Source organism: Desulfovibrio sp. X2, from assembly GCF_000422205.1.
Taxonomy (GTDB): Bacteria; Desulfobacterota; Desulfovibrionia; order Desulfovibrionales; family Desulfovibrionaceae; genus Alkalidesulfovibrio.
This window is the reverse complement of record NZ_ATHV01000019.1, coordinates 105729-122642: the sequence shown is the minus strand read 5'-3', so window position 1 is coordinate 122642 and position 16914 is coordinate 105729. Positions and strand designations below refer to the sequence as shown.

13 protein-coding genes and 3 tRNA genes are annotated in these 16914 nt (G+C 68.2%); 6 read left to right on the top strand and 10 right to left on the bottom strand.

The features are described 5' to 3' along the window. Nucleotides 1-4: 4 nt before the first annotated feature. The 10 genes from ftsH to dksA form a co-directional block, all read right to left on the bottom strand. The gene (gene ftsH / locus DSX2_RS07490; RefSeq protein WP_020880561.1) at nucleotides 5-2023 is read right to left on the bottom strand and encodes an ATP-dependent zinc metalloprotease FtsH; all 2019 of its coding nucleotides are present in this window, start codon (nucleotides 2021-2023) and stop codon (nucleotides 5-7) included. Nucleotides 2024-2276: 253 nt separating this feature from the next. Next, nucleotides 2277-3674, bottom strand: a complete 1398-nt coding sequence (gene argH / locus DSX2_RS07485) for an argininosuccinate lyase (RefSeq protein WP_020880560.1) — start codon at nucleotides 3672-3674, stop codon at nucleotides 2277-2279. A 3-nt stretch (nucleotides 3675-3677) separates the two neighbouring features. Beyond that, nucleotides 3678-4874, bottom strand: coding sequence for an argininosuccinate synthase (locus tag DSX2_RS07480; RefSeq protein WP_020880559.1), 1197 nt, complete (start codon nucleotides 4872-4874; stop codon nucleotides 3678-3680). 13 nt (nucleotides 4875-4887) lie between these two features. Beyond that, the gene (gene argF, locus DSX2_RS07475) at nucleotides 4888-5787 is read right to left on the bottom strand and encodes an ornithine carbamoyltransferase (protein ID WP_020880558.1); all 900 of its coding nucleotides are present in this window, start codon (nucleotides 5785-5787) and stop codon (nucleotides 4888-4890) included. A gap of 155 nt (nucleotides 5788-5942) precedes the next feature. Then, nucleotides 5943-7136 (bottom strand): aminoacetone oxidase family FAD-binding enzyme, encoded by a 1194-nt coding sequence (locus DSX2_RS07470; RefSeq protein ID WP_020880557.1) that lies wholly within the window; start codon nucleotides 7134-7136, stop codon nucleotides 5943-5945. Nucleotides 7137-7146: 10 nt separating this feature from the next. Beyond that, on the bottom strand, nucleotides 7147-7662 hold the full coding sequence (gene ybeY / locus DSX2_RS07465) for an rRNA maturation RNase YbeY (RefSeq protein WP_020880556.1): 516 nt from the start codon (nucleotides 7660-7662) through the stop codon (nucleotides 7147-7149). A 17-nt stretch (nucleotides 7663-7679) separates the two neighbouring features. After that, nucleotides 7680-10064, bottom strand: a complete 2385-nt coding sequence (locus DSX2_RS07460; protein ID WP_020880555.1) for an HD family phosphohydrolase — start codon at nucleotides 10062-10064, stop codon at nucleotides 7680-7682. Continuing rightward, nucleotides 10024-11001, bottom strand: a complete 978-nt coding sequence (locus DSX2_RS07455) for a PhoH family protein (RefSeq protein ID WP_020880554.1) — start codon at nucleotides 10999-11001, stop codon at nucleotides 10024-10026. The genes DSX2_RS07460 and DSX2_RS07455 overlap by 41 nt, the downstream gene beginning before the upstream one ends. Nucleotides 11002-11112: 111 nt before the next feature. Then, nucleotides 11113-12699: an NFACT RNA binding domain-containing protein gene (locus DSX2_RS07450; RefSeq protein ID WP_020880553.1), complete on the bottom strand. Its 1587-nt coding sequence runs from the start codon at nucleotides 12697-12699 to the stop codon at nucleotides 11113-11115. A 27-nt stretch (nucleotides 12700-12726) separates the two neighbouring features. Next, entirely contained in the window at nucleotides 12727-13089 is a 363-nt protein-coding gene (dksA, locus tag DSX2_RS07445) for an RNA polymerase-binding protein DksA (RefSeq protein WP_035041290.1), read from the bottom strand. A gap of 214 nt (nucleotides 13090-13303) precedes the next feature. Here dksA and DSX2_RS07440 point away from each other — a divergent pair. The 6 genes from DSX2_RS07440 to DSX2_RS07415 all read left to right on the top strand — a co-directional run bounded on the left by DSX2_RS07440 (nucleotide 13304) and on the right by DSX2_RS07415 (nucleotide 16825). After that, nucleotides 13304-13378 (top strand) — tRNA-Gly (locus tag DSX2_RS07440). Between the two features lie 7 nt (nucleotides 13379-13385). Beyond that, nucleotides 13386-13460: transfer RNA gene (locus DSX2_RS07435), tRNA-Cys, on the top strand. Nucleotides 13461-13521: 61 nt separating this feature from the next. Next, a tRNA-Gly gene (locus DSX2_RS07430) sits at nucleotides 13522-13596 on the top strand. 229 nt (nucleotides 13597-13825) lie between these two features. Next, on the top strand, nucleotides 13826-14557 hold the full coding sequence (locus DSX2_RS07425) for a methyltransferase (RefSeq protein ID WP_020880551.1): 732 nt from the start codon (nucleotides 13826-13828) through the stop codon (nucleotides 14555-14557). Further along, nucleotides 14544-16268 (top strand): YcaO-like family protein, encoded by a 1725-nt coding sequence (locus DSX2_RS07420; protein ID WP_020880550.1) that lies wholly within the window; start codon nucleotides 14544-14546, stop codon nucleotides 16266-16268. The genes DSX2_RS07425 and DSX2_RS07420 overlap by 14 nt, the downstream gene beginning before the upstream one ends. A gap of 239 nt (nucleotides 16269-16507) precedes the next feature. Next, nucleotides 16508-16825: a TusE/DsrC/DsvC family sulfur relay protein gene (locus DSX2_RS07415; protein WP_020880549.1), complete on the top strand. Its 318-nt coding sequence runs from the start codon at nucleotides 16508-16510 to the stop codon at nucleotides 16823-16825. Nucleotides 16826-16914: the final 89 nt, after the last annotated feature.

Below are 16914 nucleotides of genomic sequence, written 5' to 3'. Positions count from 1 at the left end.
TGTCCTAGTGGACTTTCTTGTCGTCGTCCTCGTCGGGCCAGGAGAGGCCTCCCGAGGCGTCCTCGCCCGGGTGCTCGGGCTGGCCCCCGAGACGGGGAGAAGCCTTGGGCGCGTCGTTCGAGCCGGAGGCGGAGGCCGCGTTCGATCCCGAATCGGACGCCTTGGGGCCGGAGCCCTGGCCCGAATCCCCGTCGCCGTTGGTCCCCGGCTTGGCCATAGGCGGCAGTTCCTTGCCGTCCATGATCAGGTCGATGTCCGCTCCGGAGATGGTCTCGCGCTCCAGCAGGGCCGCGGAGATCTTGTGCATGGCCTCGCTGTGCTCACTGAGCAGCACGCGGGCCTTCTCGTGGGCCTCGTCGATGAAGCGGCGCACCTCGGAGTCGATGAGCCGGGCGGTGTCCTCGGAGTAGTCGCGGTTGTGGATCAGCTCCTTGCCCAGGAAGACCTGCTCCGAGCTGTCGCCGAAGGCCAGGGGGCCGAGCTTGTCGCTCATGCCGAAGTTGCGCACCATGCGCCGGGCCATCTTGGAGGCGCGCTCGATGTCGTTGGAGGCGCCGGTGGTTATCTCGTCGAGGAAGAGCTCCTCGGCCACGCGGCCGCCGAGCAGGACCACGAGCTGGTTCATGAGGTAAGGCTTGGAGTAGCCGTGGCGGTCGTCCACAGGCAGCTGCTGCGTGAGGCCGAGCGCCATGCCGCGCGGGATGATGGTCACCTTGTGCACGGGGTCGGTGCCGGGCAGCAGCTTGGCTGCCAGGGCGTGGCCGGCCTCGTGGTAGGCCGTGACGCGCTTCTCCTCCTCGGAGAGGATGATGGAGCGGCGCTCCTTGCCCATGAGCACCTTGTCCTTGGCTTCCTCGAAATCGGGCATGTCGACTTCGTTTTTGTTGAGCTTCGCGGCATGCAGCGCCGCCTCGTTGACCAGGTTCTCCAGGTCCGCGCCGGAGAAGCCGGGCGTGCCGCGGGCGATGACGCTCAGGTCCACCTGGGGAGCGAGCGGCGTGCGGCGGGTGTGCACCTGCAGGATGCGGGCGCGGCCGCGCAGGTCCGGCGTGGGCACCACGACCTGGCGGTCGAAGCGGCCGGGGCGCAGCAGCGCGGGATCGAGCACGTCGGGCCTGTTGGTGGCCGCGATGAGGATGACGCCCTCGTTGGACTCGAAGCCGTCCATCTCCACGAGCATCTGGTTCAGGGTCTGCTCGCGCTCGTCGTGCCCGCCGCCCAGGCCCGCGCCGCGCTGGCGGCCCACGGCGTCGATCTCGTCGATGAAGATGAGGCACGGGGCGTTCTTCTTGCCCTGGGTGAAGAGGTCGCGCACGCGGGCCGCGCCCACGCCGACGAACATCTCCACGAAGTCCGAGCCGGAGATGGAGAAGAACGGCACGCCCGCCTCTCCCGCCACGGCGCGGGCCATGAGGGTCTTACCGGTCCCCGGAGGGCCCACGAGCAGGACGCCCTTGGGGATGCGTCCGCCCAGGCGGGTGAACTTCTTGGGGTTGGAGAGGAACTCGACGATCTCGGTCAGCTCCTCCTTGGCCTCGTCCACGCCCGCCACGTCGGCGAAGGTGACCTTGGTCTGCTCCTGGGTCATCATCTTGGCCCGCGAGCGTCCGAAGGACATGGCCCCGCCGCGCCCTCCCCCGCCGCCCTGCATCTGGCGCATGAAGAAGATCCAGACGCCGATGATGAGCAGCATGGGGAACCAGTTGATGAGCAGGCTCATGTACCAGGGCACGTTCTCCGCCGGCTCGGCGTTGACCTGCACCTTGTTCTGCAGGAGCTTGTCCACCAGCCCCGGATCGTTGGGCGCGTAGGTGATGAAGCGCTTGTTGTCGCCCAGGCTGCCTGTGATCTGGTCGCCCTGGATCTTCACGGACACGACCTGGCCCTTTTCCACGGCCTGGATGAAGTCGCTGTAGGCCAGCTTGGTCTCGCTGGCGTGGGGCTGGTTGAAAAGATTGAAGAGAACCACCATGACCAGCGAGATGGTGATCCAGAGGATAAGATTCTTGGTGACGTTGTTCACGCCGCACTCCTTGCTTGGACATGGGCGCGAGCCCGCATCCGTCCGATAAGAGGAACTACTGATAATATCTCTGGGGAATCGAGGCAAGGCCGGTTCGCCTCGCTCGAAGGAAGAAGATCACGTCTTGTCGCGCAAGCGCCCACAGCGGGGGGTGCCGCGCAATGCGCGGCAGGCAGGGGGCGGGAGGTTCCGCCCGGGCCCCGGCGCCGTTGCTGCGCCGGGCCATGGGGAAGCGAAGGCCGGCCGGTTGCGGTCAGCTGCCGTCTCCTGTGGCGCCCAGCCAGCAGGCCAGGGCGTCGAGCTGCGCGGCCACGCTGGCCGGACCGGTCGCGCCGGGCGTGGCGCGGCGCGCCACGGCCGTGGCGTAGTCGAGCACCGTGTACACGTCCTCGCCCACCAGCGGGGAGAACGTCTTGAGCTCGTCCAGGGAAAAATCCTCGAGTCCGAGGCCGCGTTCCTCGGCGTGGGCCACGGCCCGGCCGGTGACGTGGTGCGCCTCGCGGAAGGGAAGGCCCTTGCCCACGAGGTAGTCGGCGAGCTCGGTGGCGTTCAGGAATCCTTTCTTGAGCGCGCGCGCCATGGCCTCGGGCACGAAGCCCATCTCCTCCATCATCCCGGCCATGCAGGCCAGGGAGAGGGTCACGGTGCGGTCGGCGTCGAAGAACGGCTCCTTGTCCTCCTGCAGGTCCCGGTTGTAGGCCAGGGGCAGGCCCTTGAGCGTGGTCAGGAGCGCGAAGAGCGAGCCGTAGACCCGGCCGGTCTTGCCGCGCATGAGCTCGGCCACGTCCGGGTTCTTCTTCTGGGGCATGATGCTCGAGCCCGTGGCGTAGCCGTCGGGCAGGCGCACGAAGCCGAAGGCCGGGTTGGCCCAGATGATGATCTCCTCGCACATGCGCGAGAGGTGGGCCATGACCAGCGAGGCGTCGAACAGCGGCTCGAGCACGTAGTCGCGGTCGGCCACGGCGTCCATGCTGTTGGAAAAGACGCCGCGGAAGCCGAGCTCGTCCGCCACGAAGGCCGGGTCCACCGGATAGGTGGTGCCCGCCAGGGCGGCCGCGCCGAGCGGGGAGACGAGCACGCGGTCGAGCGCCCCTTCGAGCCGCTCCACGTCGCGCTTGAACATGAAGGCGTAGGCCAGCAGGTGGTGCGCGAGGCTCACGGGCTGGGCGGGCTGGAAATGGGTGCAGCCGGGCAGGAGCGTCTCCTTGTGCTCGGCGGCGCGCGCGGCCAGCACGCCGATCAGGCGCCTCAGCCCCGCCACCCAGGCGTTCACGCGGGCGGCGATGTGGATGCGGAAGTCCAGGCCTATCTGGTCGTTGCGGCTGCGACCGGTGTGCAGCTTCTTGCCCGCTTCGCCGATGAGCTCGGTGAGCCTGGCCTCGATGTTCATGTGCACGTCCTCGCGGTCCGTGCGGAACTCGAAGGTCCCGGCCTCGATCTCGGCCTTGACCGCGTCCAGCCCCCCGCAGATGGCCTCGGCCTCCGCGCCGGTGAGCACCCCCACGCGCGCGAGCATGCGCGCGTGGGCCTTGGAGCCGGCCACGTCCGCGGCGTAGAGCGCGCGGTCGTAGCTGACGGACTCGGTGTACTCCTCGACCAGGGCGTCGGTGCCGCGGGAGAAACGCCCGCCCCAGAGCTTGCCGCCTGCCATGCCCTACCCCAGCTTCTTGTAGCCGCGGATGCGCAGGCCCTGCAGACGGATGAAGCCCGCCGCGTCACGCTGGTCGTAGACGCGGTCCTCCTCGAAGGTGACGAGCTCCGTGTTGTAGAGCGAGTTGGGCGACTTGCGGCCCATCGGGTAGACGTTGCCCTTGTAGAGCTTCAGGCGCACCGTGCCGGAGACGCGCTCCTGGGCCTTGTCCATCATGGCCTGCAGGCACTCGCGCTCGGGCGAGAACCAGAAGCCGTAGTAGACCATCTCGGCGTAGCGCTGGATGAGGGAGTCGCGCATGTGCATGACCTCGCGGTCCAGGCACAGGGCCTCCAGGTCGCGGTGCGCGGCGTGCAGGATGGTGCCGCCGGGCGTCTCGTAGACGCCGCGCGACTTCATGCCCACGAAGCGGTTCTCCACCATGTCGATGCGGCCGATGCCGTGCTTGCCGCCGAGCCTGTTCAGCTCCGCGATGAGCTTGGCCGGGGACAGGGGCTTGCCGTTCAGGGCGACGGGATCGCCCTTCTCGAAGTCGATCATGATCACCTGGGGCTCGTTCGGAGCCTCCTCGGGCGGCACGGTCATGGAATGGGTGTGCGGTCCGCCCTCTTCCCAGGGGTCCTCCAGCTCACCGCCCTCGAAGGAGAGGTGCAGCAGGTTGCCGTCGCAGGAATAGGGCTTGGCCTTGGTCACGGTCACGGGGATCTCGTTGGCCTTGGCGTAGTTCACGAGGTCGGTGCGGGACTTCATGTCCCACTCGCGCCAGGGGGCGATGCACTTGAGGCCCGGGGCCAGGGCGGCAGCGGAGAGCTCGAAGCGCACCTGGTCGTTGCCCTTGCCCGTGGCGCCGTGGGCGATGGCCTGGGCGCCCTCGTCCAGGGCGATCTCCACCAGGCGCTTGGAGATCAGCGGCCGGGCGATGGAGGTGCCGAGCAGGTAGCGGCCCTCGTAGATGGCGCCCGCGCGCAGCATGGGGAAGATGAAGTCGCGCGCGAACTCCTCGCGCAGGTCCTCCACGTAGGCATTGCAGGCCCCCGTGGCCAGGGCGCGCTTCTCCACGCCCGAGAGGTCCTCGTTCTGGCCGAGGTCCGCGGTGAAGGTGACGACCTCGCAGTCGTAGGTGTTGGCGATCCATTTGAGGATGACCGACGTGTCCAGGCCGCCCGAATAGGCCAGCACGACCTTCTTGATGGTGCTCATTCCCGTCTCCGTATTACGAATATATCCATTCAAGGATGGCTTTCTGCATGTGCAGGCGGTTCTCCGCCTGGTCCCAGACGATGCTCGCCGGGCCTTCCATGACCGATTCGGTCAGCTCCTCCCCGCGGTGCGCGGGCAGGCAGTGCATGACCTTGCAGCCGGGCTTGGCCAGGGAGAGGAGCTTGTCGTCGAGCTGGAAGCGGCCGAAGACCTTGGCCCTGTCCTCCTGCTCGTGCTCCTGTCCCATGGAGGCCCAGACGTCAGTGTTCACGTAGTCCGCATGGCGCACGGCCTCGGCCGGATCGTCCGTGAGGACCACCATGGCGCCCTTGCCGCGCGCCATGTCCAGAAGCTCCGCCTCGGGCGTGAAGCCCTCGGGGCAGGCCAGGACGAGCTCGAAGCCGAACCGGACCGCGGCGTTCACGAACGAGCGGGCCATGTTGTTGCCGTCGCCGAGCCAGGCCACCTTGAGGCTCTCGAGGTCCGGCGTGCGCTCGTACATGGTCAGGCAATCGCTCATGACCTGGCAGGGGTGGAACTGGTCGGAGAGGGCGTTGACCACCGGGATGGAGGCGTAGCGGACCAGCTCCTCCAGCTTCTCCTGGCCGAAGGTGCGCACGATCAGGCCGTCGGCGTAGCGCGAGATCACGCGCGCGGTGTCCTTCAGCGGCTCGCTGCGGCCGAGCTGCGACTCGCGGTCGGTCATGAAGATGGTCTGGCCGCCCAGATGGCGCACGGCCATCTCGAAGGACAGGCGCGTGCGCGTGGAGGCCTTCTCGAAGACCAGCACCAGGGTCTTTCCGGCCAGCAGGTCCGAGCGCTGGCGCGTGCGCTTCATCTCGTCGGCGCGGCGCACCAGGGCGTGGGCCTCGTCGCGGCTCAGGTCAAGGATGGTCAGAAAATTGCGCATCATGGCTCCCCTCGAAGCAAAAAAGATTCGTTTACCCCTGAAACTCTCGATTTGTAAAGATGCTCTGCGCTTCGCGGCGCCGGAGAAGCAGGAGAAACTGCGGGAGCAAGCCAGAGAGGAGCCAGAGGCCGGGGACAGGGCATCACGCGTCGCCCCGCTCAGGCCGCCGAGCCCGCGGCATGGCCGCTGGCCCAGGCCCAGTGCAGGTTGTAACCGCCCAGGTCGCCGGTCACGTCCACGGCCTCGCCGATGCAATAAAAACCGGGCAGCGCCCGGGCGGAGAGGTCCTTGGAGGACAGCGCGGCAGTGTCCACGCCGCCCGCCGTGACCTCGGCCCGCTCGAAGCCGGGGGCGGCCGCGGGCATCACCGGAAGGTTCTTCAGGCGCGCGGCGAGCTTCGCGAGCGCGGCCTTCCCGAGGTCGGCCACGCGCGTCTCCCCCGCCTCTCCGGCCAGGGCCGCGGCCAGGCGGGCGGGAAAACGGGCGCACAGGGCGTTGCGCACCAGGGCCTTGGTGCTCGCCTCGGCGAGCACTGCGGCAACCTCCTCACCGGGCAGGAAGTCGGCCGCGAGCGCGGCCCCGGGCGCGAGGCGCAGCGAGGCGCGCAGCACGGCCGGGCCGGAGATTCCCTGGTGGGTGAAGAGCAGTTCGTCGGTGACGCTTCCGGCCGGGATCGCGCCGCCCGACGCGCCGTCGGGCCAGGAGAGCGCGACCCGAACGGAAAGGCCGGTGAGCCCGACGGGCTCAAGGCCCCCTTCCCCTGCCCAGGCCAGGGGCGCCAGCGCCGCGCGCGGCGAGACCACGGGCAGGCCGAGGCCCCGGGCCAGGTCGAAGGCGGCACGTGTTCCGCCCGAGCCCTTCCACGAGGGGCCGCCGAGCGCCAGGACCACGCGGTGCGCGCGATGCGCTTCGCCGCCCGCGCGGACGACGAAAGGCCCGCCGGGTTCCACGGCCGTGACGGGCGCGCCGAAGACGAAGACCACGCCCGCCGCGCGGGCGGCCCCGAGCAGGCCGTCGGCCAGACGATCGGCGCCGCACCGCAGGAAGCAGCGTCCCTGCTCGCGCTCCTCCCAGGGAAGGCCGAACTCCTCCACGAGGGCCACGGCGTCCCAGGGGCCGAAACGGGCCAGGGCGGACTTTGGGAAATGGGGGTTGCCGCCGACGTAGTCCGCGGCCGAGAGCTGCATGTTGGTGAAGTTGCAGCGGCCGCCGCCGGAGAGCCTGAGCTTGCGGGCGGGCCGGGCGAGGTGGTCGAGGAGCAGGACGCTGCGCCCGCGCCGCGCCGCGGTGAGCGCGCAGAAGAGGCCCGAGGCCCCGGCGCCGAGCACGGCGAGATCGAAGATGGGGCTCATGGAGGAAATCCTAGGCGGAAAGGCCGCTGTCCGCCGCGGTCCCGGACACGGCGTCCACCGCGGCCTCGGTCAGCGCGTCCATCTCCTCGCCGTGGTCGAAGCCCGCCAGGTGCAGCAGGCCGTGCGCCAGGAGGCGCGCCGTGTGCTCCAGGGGATCCTGGCCGTAGAGGAAGGCCTCGCGCGCCAGGGTGTCCACGGAAAGCACGAGGTCGCCGATGAAGATCACGCCTTCCACCGCCTCGGCTCCGGAGTCCCCCGCCGTCTCGGCAAGGGCCTCGTCGGGCGCGGGATCGCCGTTCGCGGGGCCGTCGTCCGCGGGAAAGGACAGGATGTTCGTCGGGCCGCGCAGGCCGCGGTGCTCGGCGTTGATGGCGGCCATCTCCACGTCGTCCACGAGGCGCAGGTCGAAGTCGGCGCCGTCCAGCCCGAGCACCTCGCAGAGCACGGCCAGCAGTCCTTCGAGTTCGGGCCCGGCCAGGGGGAAATCCGGGGGCAGAAGCAGCCCCGGAGCACGCTCGATCATCATGCGTCAGCCGCGCCCGCTCACTTCACGACCTTGAGGCCCGGCTCGGGGCGCAGGCGGCGGCCGCCGTCCCCGCCGGGCATTCCATTCTGGCCGCTCTGGCCGGGCGCATGCCCCTCGGGCCTGGCCTCTTCGGGCCTGCCCTCGGTCTTGCTTTCGGACTTGGCCTCGGCCTTGGCCTTGACCTGATCCGGGTACTCGATGCGCTGGTGAAAGATGCCGGTCAGCACGCGCTGGAAGGCCTCGGAGATGAGGTGCAGGTCTTTGAGCGTCAGCTCGGACTCGTCGAGCTGCCCCTCGGTGAAGATGGAGCGCACGATGGCGTCGATGTGGTTCTTGACCCGCGAGGGCGTCGGCTCGACCAGGGTGCGGCTCGAAGCCTCGATGGCGTCGGCCAGCATGATCAGCCCCGCCTCCTTGGTCTGCGGCTTGGGGCCCGGGTAGCGGTACTCCTCCTCGCGGGGCATGTCCTCGCCGCGCGCCTCGGCCTGCTCCTGGGCCTTCTTGTAGAAGAAGGCGATGAGCGAGGTGCCGTGGTGCTGCTGGATGACGTCCGTTATCTCCTGGCCGAGCTTGTGCTCGCGCGCGAGTTCCATGCCCTTCTTCACGTGGGCCGTCAGCACCAGGGCGGACATGGAGGGGGCCAGCTTGTCGTGGCGGTTGGCCTGGCCGAACTGGTTCTCGATGAAATAGTGAGGATTCTTGATCTTTCCGATGTCGTGGTAGAGCGAGCCCACCTTGGCCTGGATGGCGTTGGCCCCGATGGCGCGGGCCGCTGCCTCGACCATGTTCGAGACGACCAGGGAGTGGTGGTAGGTGCCCGGCGCGTTGACCATGAGATCCTGCAGGAGCGGCTGCTCCAGGTTCATGAGCTCGAGCAGCTTGAAGCGCGAGGTGTAGCCGAAGATCATCTCCACGATGGCCGAAAGCGAGAGCACCGTGAGCAGGGACAGGAAGACGTTGATCGAGGCCGCGACGATGCCCTCGGCGCCGAAGGTCAGCCCCCTGAAGTCCATGAGGCAGACGCCCGCCCAGGTCAGGATGGTGGCCCCGAAGAGCGGGAAGATGCTGCGCAGGAGCTCGCTCCTGGTCTGGGCGCGCTTGATGAAGACGACCGCGAAGAGCGCGGTGGCGAAGTAGTAGGAGAAGAGCGTCAGCTCGCCGCCGCCGAGAAGGCCGCAGATGAAGGACAGGAGGAGCACGGCGAAGAAGCACATGCCGAAGGAGAAGAAGAGCGCGAGCACGCCCGTGGCTCCGGAGACCGGCAGCAGGTAGGGGAAGAGGTCGGCCGGGACCTTCATGAAGACGATGCCCGCGGCCAGCGGCCCCTGCAGGGCGCTCAGTATCTTGGCGCCCACGCCGAAGAGCAGCAGGATGGTGGCCAGGAGCATGCTGTCGCGGTCGGACGGCACCCGGCCGCGGTCATAGAGCTGCACCAGGTACATGCCGAGCACGAGCATGAGGCCGATGAGGAAGAGGCCGCCCGCGTGGGCCGAGTCGAAGTAGTCCGGCCCCTGGCTGTGCAGGGCCTGCAGCTTGATCTGCTGCTCGCGGGTCACGCGCTCGCCCTGGCGGACGATGATCTCGCCCTTCTTTATCTGGGTGTAGACCGGCTCCACCGCGGACATGACGTCGCGCTTACGGGCCTGGGTCTCCTCGGCGTTGTAGGTCAGGGTCGGCACGAGCAGCGGGTCGACCAGGGCCTGCACGGCCTGGCGCACGCGCAAGGGCTTTTGCAGTTCGCGCTTGAGCAGGGTGTCGAGGTCGTCGCGCAGGCCGCCCAGCTCCTCGAGCTCGGTGACGTTGGTCAACAGCCGCTCGCGGCCGGAGGCCTTGTTGCGGATGACGATGCCGCTGCGGTACGTCTCCATGACGCTGCGCTCGCGGGCCACGCCCGCGGTGAGGCGCTCCTTGAGCCAGGGCATGACCGGCCCCATGATCAGGCTCTGGAACTCGGGCATGCGCCACATGCGGATGTTCGAGGGGGAGATCTCGGCGTTCAGCTCCTCGGAGATCTGCCAGCGCACCTTCTCGAGGTCCTGGGCGCTCGCGGCGTTCAGGACGTTGAAGATGCCGGATATCTGGTCCTCGATGGTGCCCGCGACCGAGGGGTCGAGATCGTAGACCGGGGGCTGGGCCTGGGCCACCTGCTCGCGCTTGCGCTGCGTGGACTCCATGTCCTCGACCAGCAGGTCGCGCGGCGCGGCCACGTCGATGCCCGCGATGTCGCCGGCCACGTAGACGGCCAGCTTGCGCTCGAAGTTGAGACCGCCCAGGACCCCGAGCACGATCAGCGACAGGATCAGCGCGCCGAGCCCCACGCGCAGCGGGGGCTGGTTCGCCACGACCTTGCGGGCCGGGGCGCTAGCGCTTTTCTTCTTTGGATGCTTGCGAATAACGTTCATAGGCGTTCACGATCCGCCCCACCAGCGGGTGGCGGATCACGTCCTGCTCCTGGAAATGGACGAAGCGGATGCCTTCCACCCCGTCCAGTATGCGGCGGGCGTGGATCAGCCCCGAGGGCGCGCTGCCCGGGAGGTCGATCTGCGTCACGTCGCCGGTGATCACGGCCTTGGAGTTGAATCCGAGGCGCGTGAGAAACATCTTCATCTGTTCCGGGGTGGTGTTCTGGGCTTCGTCGAGAATGATGAAGGCGTCGTTGAGCGTGCGGCCGCGCATGAAGGCCAGGGGCGCGACCTCGATGCTGCCCCGGGCCAGCATCTCCTGCACGCGCTCGAAGTCGAGCATGTCGTTTAAGGCGTCGTAGAGCGGGCGCAGGTAGGGATTGACCTTCTCCACCATGTCGCCGGGCAGGAAGCCCAGCCGCTCGCCCGCCTCCACCGCGGGTCTGGTCAGGACCAGGCGCTTGACCTTGCGCTCTGAGAGTGCGGCCACGGCCATGGCCACGGCCAGATAGGTCTTGCCGGTCCCGGCCGGGCCGATGCCGAAGACCATGTCCGCCTCGGCTATGGCCTGCAGGTATTCGAGCTGGCCCTGCGACTTGGCGGCCAGGCTCTTGCCGGTGCCGATGCGCACCACGCTCCCGGAGCCCTCGGGGGCAGCGGGCTCCTCGCCGCGCAGCCGCCGCCAGCCCCGCGCGATGGACTCGTCGCCCACGCCGCGGCCGGACTTCAGCCCCTCATAGAGCTGCACCAGAAGGCGCGCGGCCAGCTCGACCGAGTCCTTGTCCTGGGCCTCGAGGGTCAGGACCGAGCCCCGGCTGTGGATGGTCACGCCGGAGACGTCCCGGATGCGGCCGAGGTTCCTGTTGTGCGGGCCGAAGAGCTCGCCCGCGAGCGCGGCGTCTCCGAACTCCAGGCGGCGCTTGGTCAAGAGGGCCATGCCCACCATCCCTTCTGCATCATCGGCCCCATCTAATCCTTTTTATCTCGACCGTCCATGCCGGGATTGTCGCTTTTCGCGCCACCGGGAAAAGCCGCGCCGCGCGCAGCCTCAGCCCAGGAGCAGCCGCTCCTCGAGCGCCGGGTCCGGCCGCACGCGCAGCACGCGCAGGGGCTTTTCCAGGCGCACCAGGCCGTGGGCCGCGCCCTTGATGGTGCGCACGTGGCGCGCCTCGGCGCAGAGCACGTCGGCCCAGGCCGCGTCCTTCAAGCCGCTCGACAGGGCAGCGAGCGCCGCGGCCTCCTCGAGGCTTTGCTCGGGCACCTCCTGGCCTGGGTGGTCGCGGCGCAGCACCACGTGCGCGCCGGGCACGTCCTTGGCGTGCAGCCAGAGGTCGTGCGGCGAGGCAGCCTCGGTCAGCAGGGCATGGTTGGCCTTGGCGCTCTTGCCGCGCGCGGCCAGAAAGCCGTCGCTCGTGCAAAAGACCTTCACCGCCAGACGCGCCCAGCGCTTGGGCAGGGTTCGGCTCGGGGGACGGGCCTGCCCCCGGCCCGTCGCATCGGGCGCATCGGAGGCATCGGCGGCATCGGGGGCACCCGGCGCCTCCGCTCCGGCAGGCTCGGGAGCAACGGCCGCGGCGAGCTCGGCGGCAAGCTCCTCCTCCAGGGCCGCGCGACGCCGCGCGACGTGCTCAAGGCCGCGCCGTCCCTTGGCCGCCTGGGCGAAGAGGCGCTCCATGTTGGCGCTGGCGGAAAGCCGCGGGTCCAGGGCCACGCGCACGCGGCCGCCGTCCGGATGGTCCAGCTCCGCGGACGCGGGCAGCTCCCTGCCCTGGAAAAGATGGATGTTGGCCTGCAGGGCTTCGGCCTCGCGGCGCCGCGCCACGAGCCCGGCCAGGCGCTCCTCGTCGCGCTCGAGCAGCCCGCGCAGGCGGGAGTGGCGCTTGCGCGCGCTCTTGAGCGCCCGGGCCACCTCGGCCGTGTCCGTGGTCAGCAGGGCATAGAAGCGGGGCTCGTAGGCCTCGCGCGCGGCCTGGAGCGGGTCGTCGAAATCCGGCGCTGTCCGGCCGTCTCCCCCCTCCTCCGTGCCCTTTCCCCTCGAAGGCGGCCAGAGCACGGGCTCCGCGACCCCGTCCCGCCCGCGCTCGAGCCAGAAGCCCTCGGCCTCCCCGCCTGCCAGGCGCTCCAGGAGCAGCGCCGCGCGCTCGCGCGGCAGGCCGCGCAGGCGGCGGCGGATGGCCGGGGAGAGATGCGGGAAGTCGCGCCAGACCTCGTCGTCCTCGAGGACGCGCTCGAGCGGCGGCCAGGGCGGCTCGCGGCCGAAGTCGGACGGAGCGGCGTCGAGGAGGCGCGGCCCCTGGCGCAGGTCGAGGACGAGAAAGCCCCGGGTGCCGAGATCGAGCCCCAGGCGAAGGTTCGGCCAGTCGGCGATGCAGCGGAGAACGCGGGAGTCCGAGACGCGCTTGCGCAGCCACATGGCGCGGCTGCCCGGATCGTGCGGCATGGGCGGCTTGGCCGGGGAGAGGCAAAGGAGGTTGTCGGATCTGGCGGGCCGAAAGAGCAGGAAGGCGGCGTCGCGTCCCGATTTGCAGGCGAAGACGAGACAACCGGGAGCGGGCTCGAAGATCTTGCCGAGCCGTCCCCCGGTCAGTCGCGGGCAGAGCGCGGCAGCCAGGGCCCTGAAGAAAGGGGCGTCCATGGCCGGCTCACGAGCTCCCGAAGCGGGCTATTCGCCCCGCTGGCCCTCTTCCTCTTCGCGCTTGCTCTTGCACTTGATGCACAACGTGGTCACGGGCCGCGCCTTGAGACGGGGCACGCCGATCTCCTCGCCGCAGTCCTCGCACAGGCCGTAGGTGCCGTCGTCGATGCGCTGCAGCGCCTCCTGCACCTTGCGGATGAGCTTGCGCTCACGGTCGCGCAGGCGCAGCGTGAAGGAGCGGTCGGACTCGGCCGTGGCCCTGTCCGCGGGATCGGCGTAGTTCTCGGGGCTGTCCGTCATGTCCTCAAGCGTCTCTTCGCCCGCCTTGAGGATGTCGTCGAGCATGTTCTTCAGCAAGTCCCGGAAGTAATCGATATCTTCTTGCCGCATCATGTTCCCCATGGGGGCTGCGATCGGCCCCGTCGTGAAGTTGGCCCACCCCCTTAAATCAATTACTATCAAAAATAAAGGGGCCACTGCCCCTCCTCCCCGGCGCTGCGTAAAAAAACCGCGCACTTGCGCGGGCTTCTGGTTTTTTTTGCCTGAAATGACGGTTCTTGTTGACAGTCGGTGCGCCCGCCGATAAATAGGTGCTCCCTTTTGGGCGGGAATAACTCAGTGGTAGAGTGCAACCTTGCCAAGGTTGAAGTCGCGGGTTCAAATCCCGTTTCCCGCTCCAAAAAAAGGGCGGCATAGCCAAGTGGTAAGGCAGAGGTCTGCAAAACCTCCATTCTCCGGTTCAAATCCGGATGCCGCCTCCAAAACAGCTCTTTCATACATTAAGATAGAGAGCGTCTGCGAACCTTCGCAGCGCTGCCCCGAGCGGGAATAACTCAGTGGTAGAGTGCAACCTTGCCAAGGTTGAAGTCGCGGGTTCAAATCCCGTTTCCCGCTCCAATTTTCCGAAAAGCCGGCCTCGCGCCGGCTTTTCTTTTGCCCCTTGCAATATCATACAATTTCAGTCTACAAATCTCACCTGAAGCCGCCCGGGGCCGCTCCGTCTCCGGCCCGCGATGGCCGCGGCCGCCCTCCAGAGGCCGCCACGCGGCCATCGCCCAGCCATCGCGTTGACCCGACGGGACAAATCGGCTACTCCGGTGCGTCCTCACCATCAGGAGAATATCCAGTGACAACCACTCCCCCTTCGGACGCAAGCCTGGACGATCTGCTGGCCCTCGCGCGCTCGCGCTATTCGGTGCGCTTCGAGCCCGTGACCGTCGGCGGCACCACGCTCGAGTTCCTTCAGATCGACGACATGGACGCCTACATCGAGCAGCTGGCCCGCGACCTGCCGGAAGGCATGCCGCTCGAGCTGCCGTTCTGGGCCAAGATCTGGCGCACGGCCTTTCTCGTGAGCTATTTCGTGCAGCGCCTCGAGCCCGCGGGCAAGAGCATGCTCGAGATCGGCGCGGGCGTGGGCGTGGCCGGGCTCTTCGCCGCGGCGCGCGGCTTTTCCGTGACCATCACCGACATCCACCCGGACGCCCTGCTCTTCACGCGCATCGCGGCGCTCAGGAACGGGCTGGCTGAGCGCGTCACCGTGCGCCGGGCGGATTTCAGCGCCGACCGGCTGGACGAGCGCTACGACTACATCCTGGGCTCGGAGGTCCTCTACCTCGAGGATCACTACCGCGCCCTGGTGAAGTTCCTGGCCGCGCATCTGAAGGATGATCCCGCGGCCGAGATCATCCTGGCCAAGGAATACTCCCGCAAGGCCAAGAAGTTCTTCAAGCTCATCGAGGGCGACTACGCCTTCAAGAGCCTGGACATGGGCTTCAAGGGCGGGGACGAGGGGAACGCGGAAAAGCATCTGGCCACCATCTACAGGATCAAACCGAGACGCCATGCTCAAGCTTAAGGACTGCCTCAAGACCTACACCACGGACCAGGACAAGGCGGCGGCCCCGGCCGAGACCGTGAGCCGCGTGAAGAAGCTGCTGGCCGAACGCTGTGAGGGCGTGCTGGACGGGACCAGGCGCATCGACACCGGACGCCTGGGCATTCCCGTCTTCATCAGCCTCTACGGCCCCAAGGCCCGCGCCATAACGCCCACGCACAAGCAGATGGGCAAGGGCGCCTCGCCCGACCAGGCCGAGGCCTCCGCGCTCATGGAGCTGGTGGAGCGTTACTCCTTCTTCAATTTCTTCGCCACGCCGGAGAACTTCGTGGAGCTCACCTGGAGCGAGGCCGAGGAGCGCTTCGGCGACGACCTCATGCCCGTCTCCGAGATCCTGCGCTCCGTGGACGAGGAGCTTCCCGAGGACGCCGCGCGCCGCCTGCTGGACCTGCTGCCCTGGCGCTTCTGCCAGGCGCTGCACGTGCAGAGCGGCCGCATGCGCTGGGTCCCGGTCAACTGGTTCAAGCTCCTGAACGAGTTCAACGGCTCGAGCGCCGGCAACACCCTGGAGGAATCCCTTCTGCAGGGCGGCTGCGAGCTGGTGGAGCGCCACGTCTGCGCGATCGTCGACCGGGAGAAGCCCGAGCTTCCGACCATCGCTCCCGAGAGCGCCGATCCGGTGCTGGCGCGCCTGCTCGCCTGCTTTTCGGGCAGCGGCGTGAAGGTCACGCTCAAGGACTTCTCCCTGGGCTTCCCCGTGCCCACGGTGGCCGCCGTGGCCCACGACCCGGCCACCTTCCCGGCACTCTCCGAGATCGTCTTCACCGCGGGCACGGCGAGCTCGCCCGTGAAGGCGGCCATCCGCGCCCTGACCGAGGTCGCCCAGCTCGCCGGAGACTTCGAGACCGCGGCCCGCTACGAGCCCTCCGGCCTCTCCAAGCCCGCGAGCCTGGACGAGGCCGCCTGGCTGATGGCAGGTCCCGCTTGCGCGCTCGACTCCCTGCCGGACGTGGAGGACAAAAACATCCGCGCCGAGGTCATGGCCCTGGCCGACGGCCTTGAGGCGCTCGGGCACCCGCTCTACACCATCGACACGAGCCATCCCGACCTGCGGGTGCCGACCAACTACAACTTCGCGCCGGGGCTTCGCTTCCGCGAGCGCAGCCGTCAGGCCTGCCTGGGGCTCTACATCGGCCGCAGGCTCTGCGAGGAGCGCGACAACGAGACCGCGGTGCGCGGACTCAAGGCCATCGGCGACGTCTACCCCGGAGCCCACTTCCTGCCCTTCTTCGAGGGGCTGGCGGCGCTTGGCGCGGGTGACGCGGCCGTGGCCTTCGTCAAGTTCGAGAAGGCATTGCCGCTGCAGATCGGTGACGAGGACACGGCCATCTGCGCCTTCTACGCGGGCTACAGCCTGACCCAGCTGGCCGACTTCGCCGGGGCCATCCCCTTCCTGGACCAGGCCATCGCGCTCGAGCCCGGGGCCAAGGAGTTCTTCAACCTGCGGGGCATCTGCCGCTTCAAGCAGGTGGAGTACGATGCCGCGGCCAAGGACTTCGGCGCGGCCCTGGACCTGGACGCGAGCTCGGCCGTGGACATGGCGAACCTGGGGCTGTGCCACAAGTTCATGAACAGGCCCGGCCCGGCCCGCGAATACCTCGCCAAGGCCCTGGAAATGGACCCTGCGCTGGACTTCGCGCGCGAGCACCTGAAGCAGCTCGGGCAGGGCTAGAGGGGGGCCTCGTCCCTCCCGGGCTAGGGAGGACGGGGGCTGCAACCTTTGTGAAATGAAAAACAGCTATTGACGAAATCGCTACAGCCAATTTAGAACGCTTCACGTTTGACTACGCGACTGTCGGCCTTTGGGGCCGCATTCGAATAAGGGGCACCCGACCAAAGTCAGGCGCTGCTTTGACAGGTCGGTGTCGGGATGATAAAATCCCAAAACCTAACTCTTCAAGGAGGAGAACAATGGCGACTGTCGAATTCCAGGGCAAAAGCTTCGAGGTCGACGAAGACGGCTTCCTGCAGAAGTTCGAGGACTGGTCCCCTGACTGGGTCGAGTACGTCAAGGAGCAGGAAGGCATCAAGGAGCTGACCGACGAGCACAAGAAGGTCATCGAGTTCCTGCAGGACTACTACCGCAAGAACGGTATCGCTCCGATGGTGCGCATCCTCTCCAAGGTGACCGGCTACAAGCTGAAGCACATCTACGAGCTGTTCCCCTCCGGCCCCGGCAAGGGCGCCTGCAAGATGGCCGGCCTGCCCAAGCCCACCGGCTGCGTCTAGCCTCATCGCTTTCCGAAAAGAAAAGCGGGACTCCGGTCCCGCTTTTTTTTCGCCCTGCGTCCGGCCCATCAGGCTTTCCGCTGAGCGTC

Coding starts and splice junctions, on each gene's coding strand:
- argH (WP_020880560.1), bottom strand. CDS start 3,674: ATGGCAGGCGGCAAGCTCTGGGGCGGGCGTTTCTCCCGCGGCACCGAC.
- DSX2_RS07480 (WP_020880559.1), bottom strand. CDS start 4,874: ATGAGCACCATCAAGAAGGTCGTGCTGGCCTATTCGGGCGGCCTGGAC.
- argF (WP_020880558.1), bottom strand. CDS start 5,787: ATGATGCGCAATTTTCTGACCATCCTTGACCTGAGCCGCGACGAGGCC.
- DSX2_RS07470 (WP_020880557.1), bottom strand. CDS start 7,136: ATGAGCCCCATCTTCGATCTCGCCGTGCTCGGCGCCGGGGCCTCGGGC.
- ybeY (WP_020880556.1), bottom strand. CDS start 7,662: ATGATGATCGAGCGTGCTCCGGGGCTGCTTCTGCCCCCGGATTTCCCC.
- DSX2_RS07460 (WP_020880555.1), bottom strand. CDS start 10,064: ATGAACGTTATTCGCAAGCATCCAAAGAAGAAAAGCGCTAGCGCCCCG.
- DSX2_RS07455 (WP_020880554.1), bottom strand. CDS start 11,001: ATGGCCCTCTTGACCAAGCGCCGCCTGGAGTTCGGAGACGCCGCGCTC.
- DSX2_RS07450 (WP_020880553.1), bottom strand. CDS start 12,699: ATGGACGCCCCTTTCTTCAGGGCCCTGGCTGCCGCGCTCTGCCCGCGA.
- dksA (WP_035041290.1), bottom strand. CDS start 13,089: ATGCGGCAAGAAGATATCGATTACTTCCGGGACTTGCTGAAGAACATG.
- DSX2_RS07420 (WP_020880550.1), top strand. CDS start 14,544: ATGCTCAAGCTTAAGGACTGCCTCAAGACCTACACCACGGACCAGGAC.
- DSX2_RS07415 (WP_020880549.1), top strand. CDS start 16,508: ATGGCGACTGTCGAATTCCAGGGCAAAAGCTTCGAGGTCGACGAAGAC.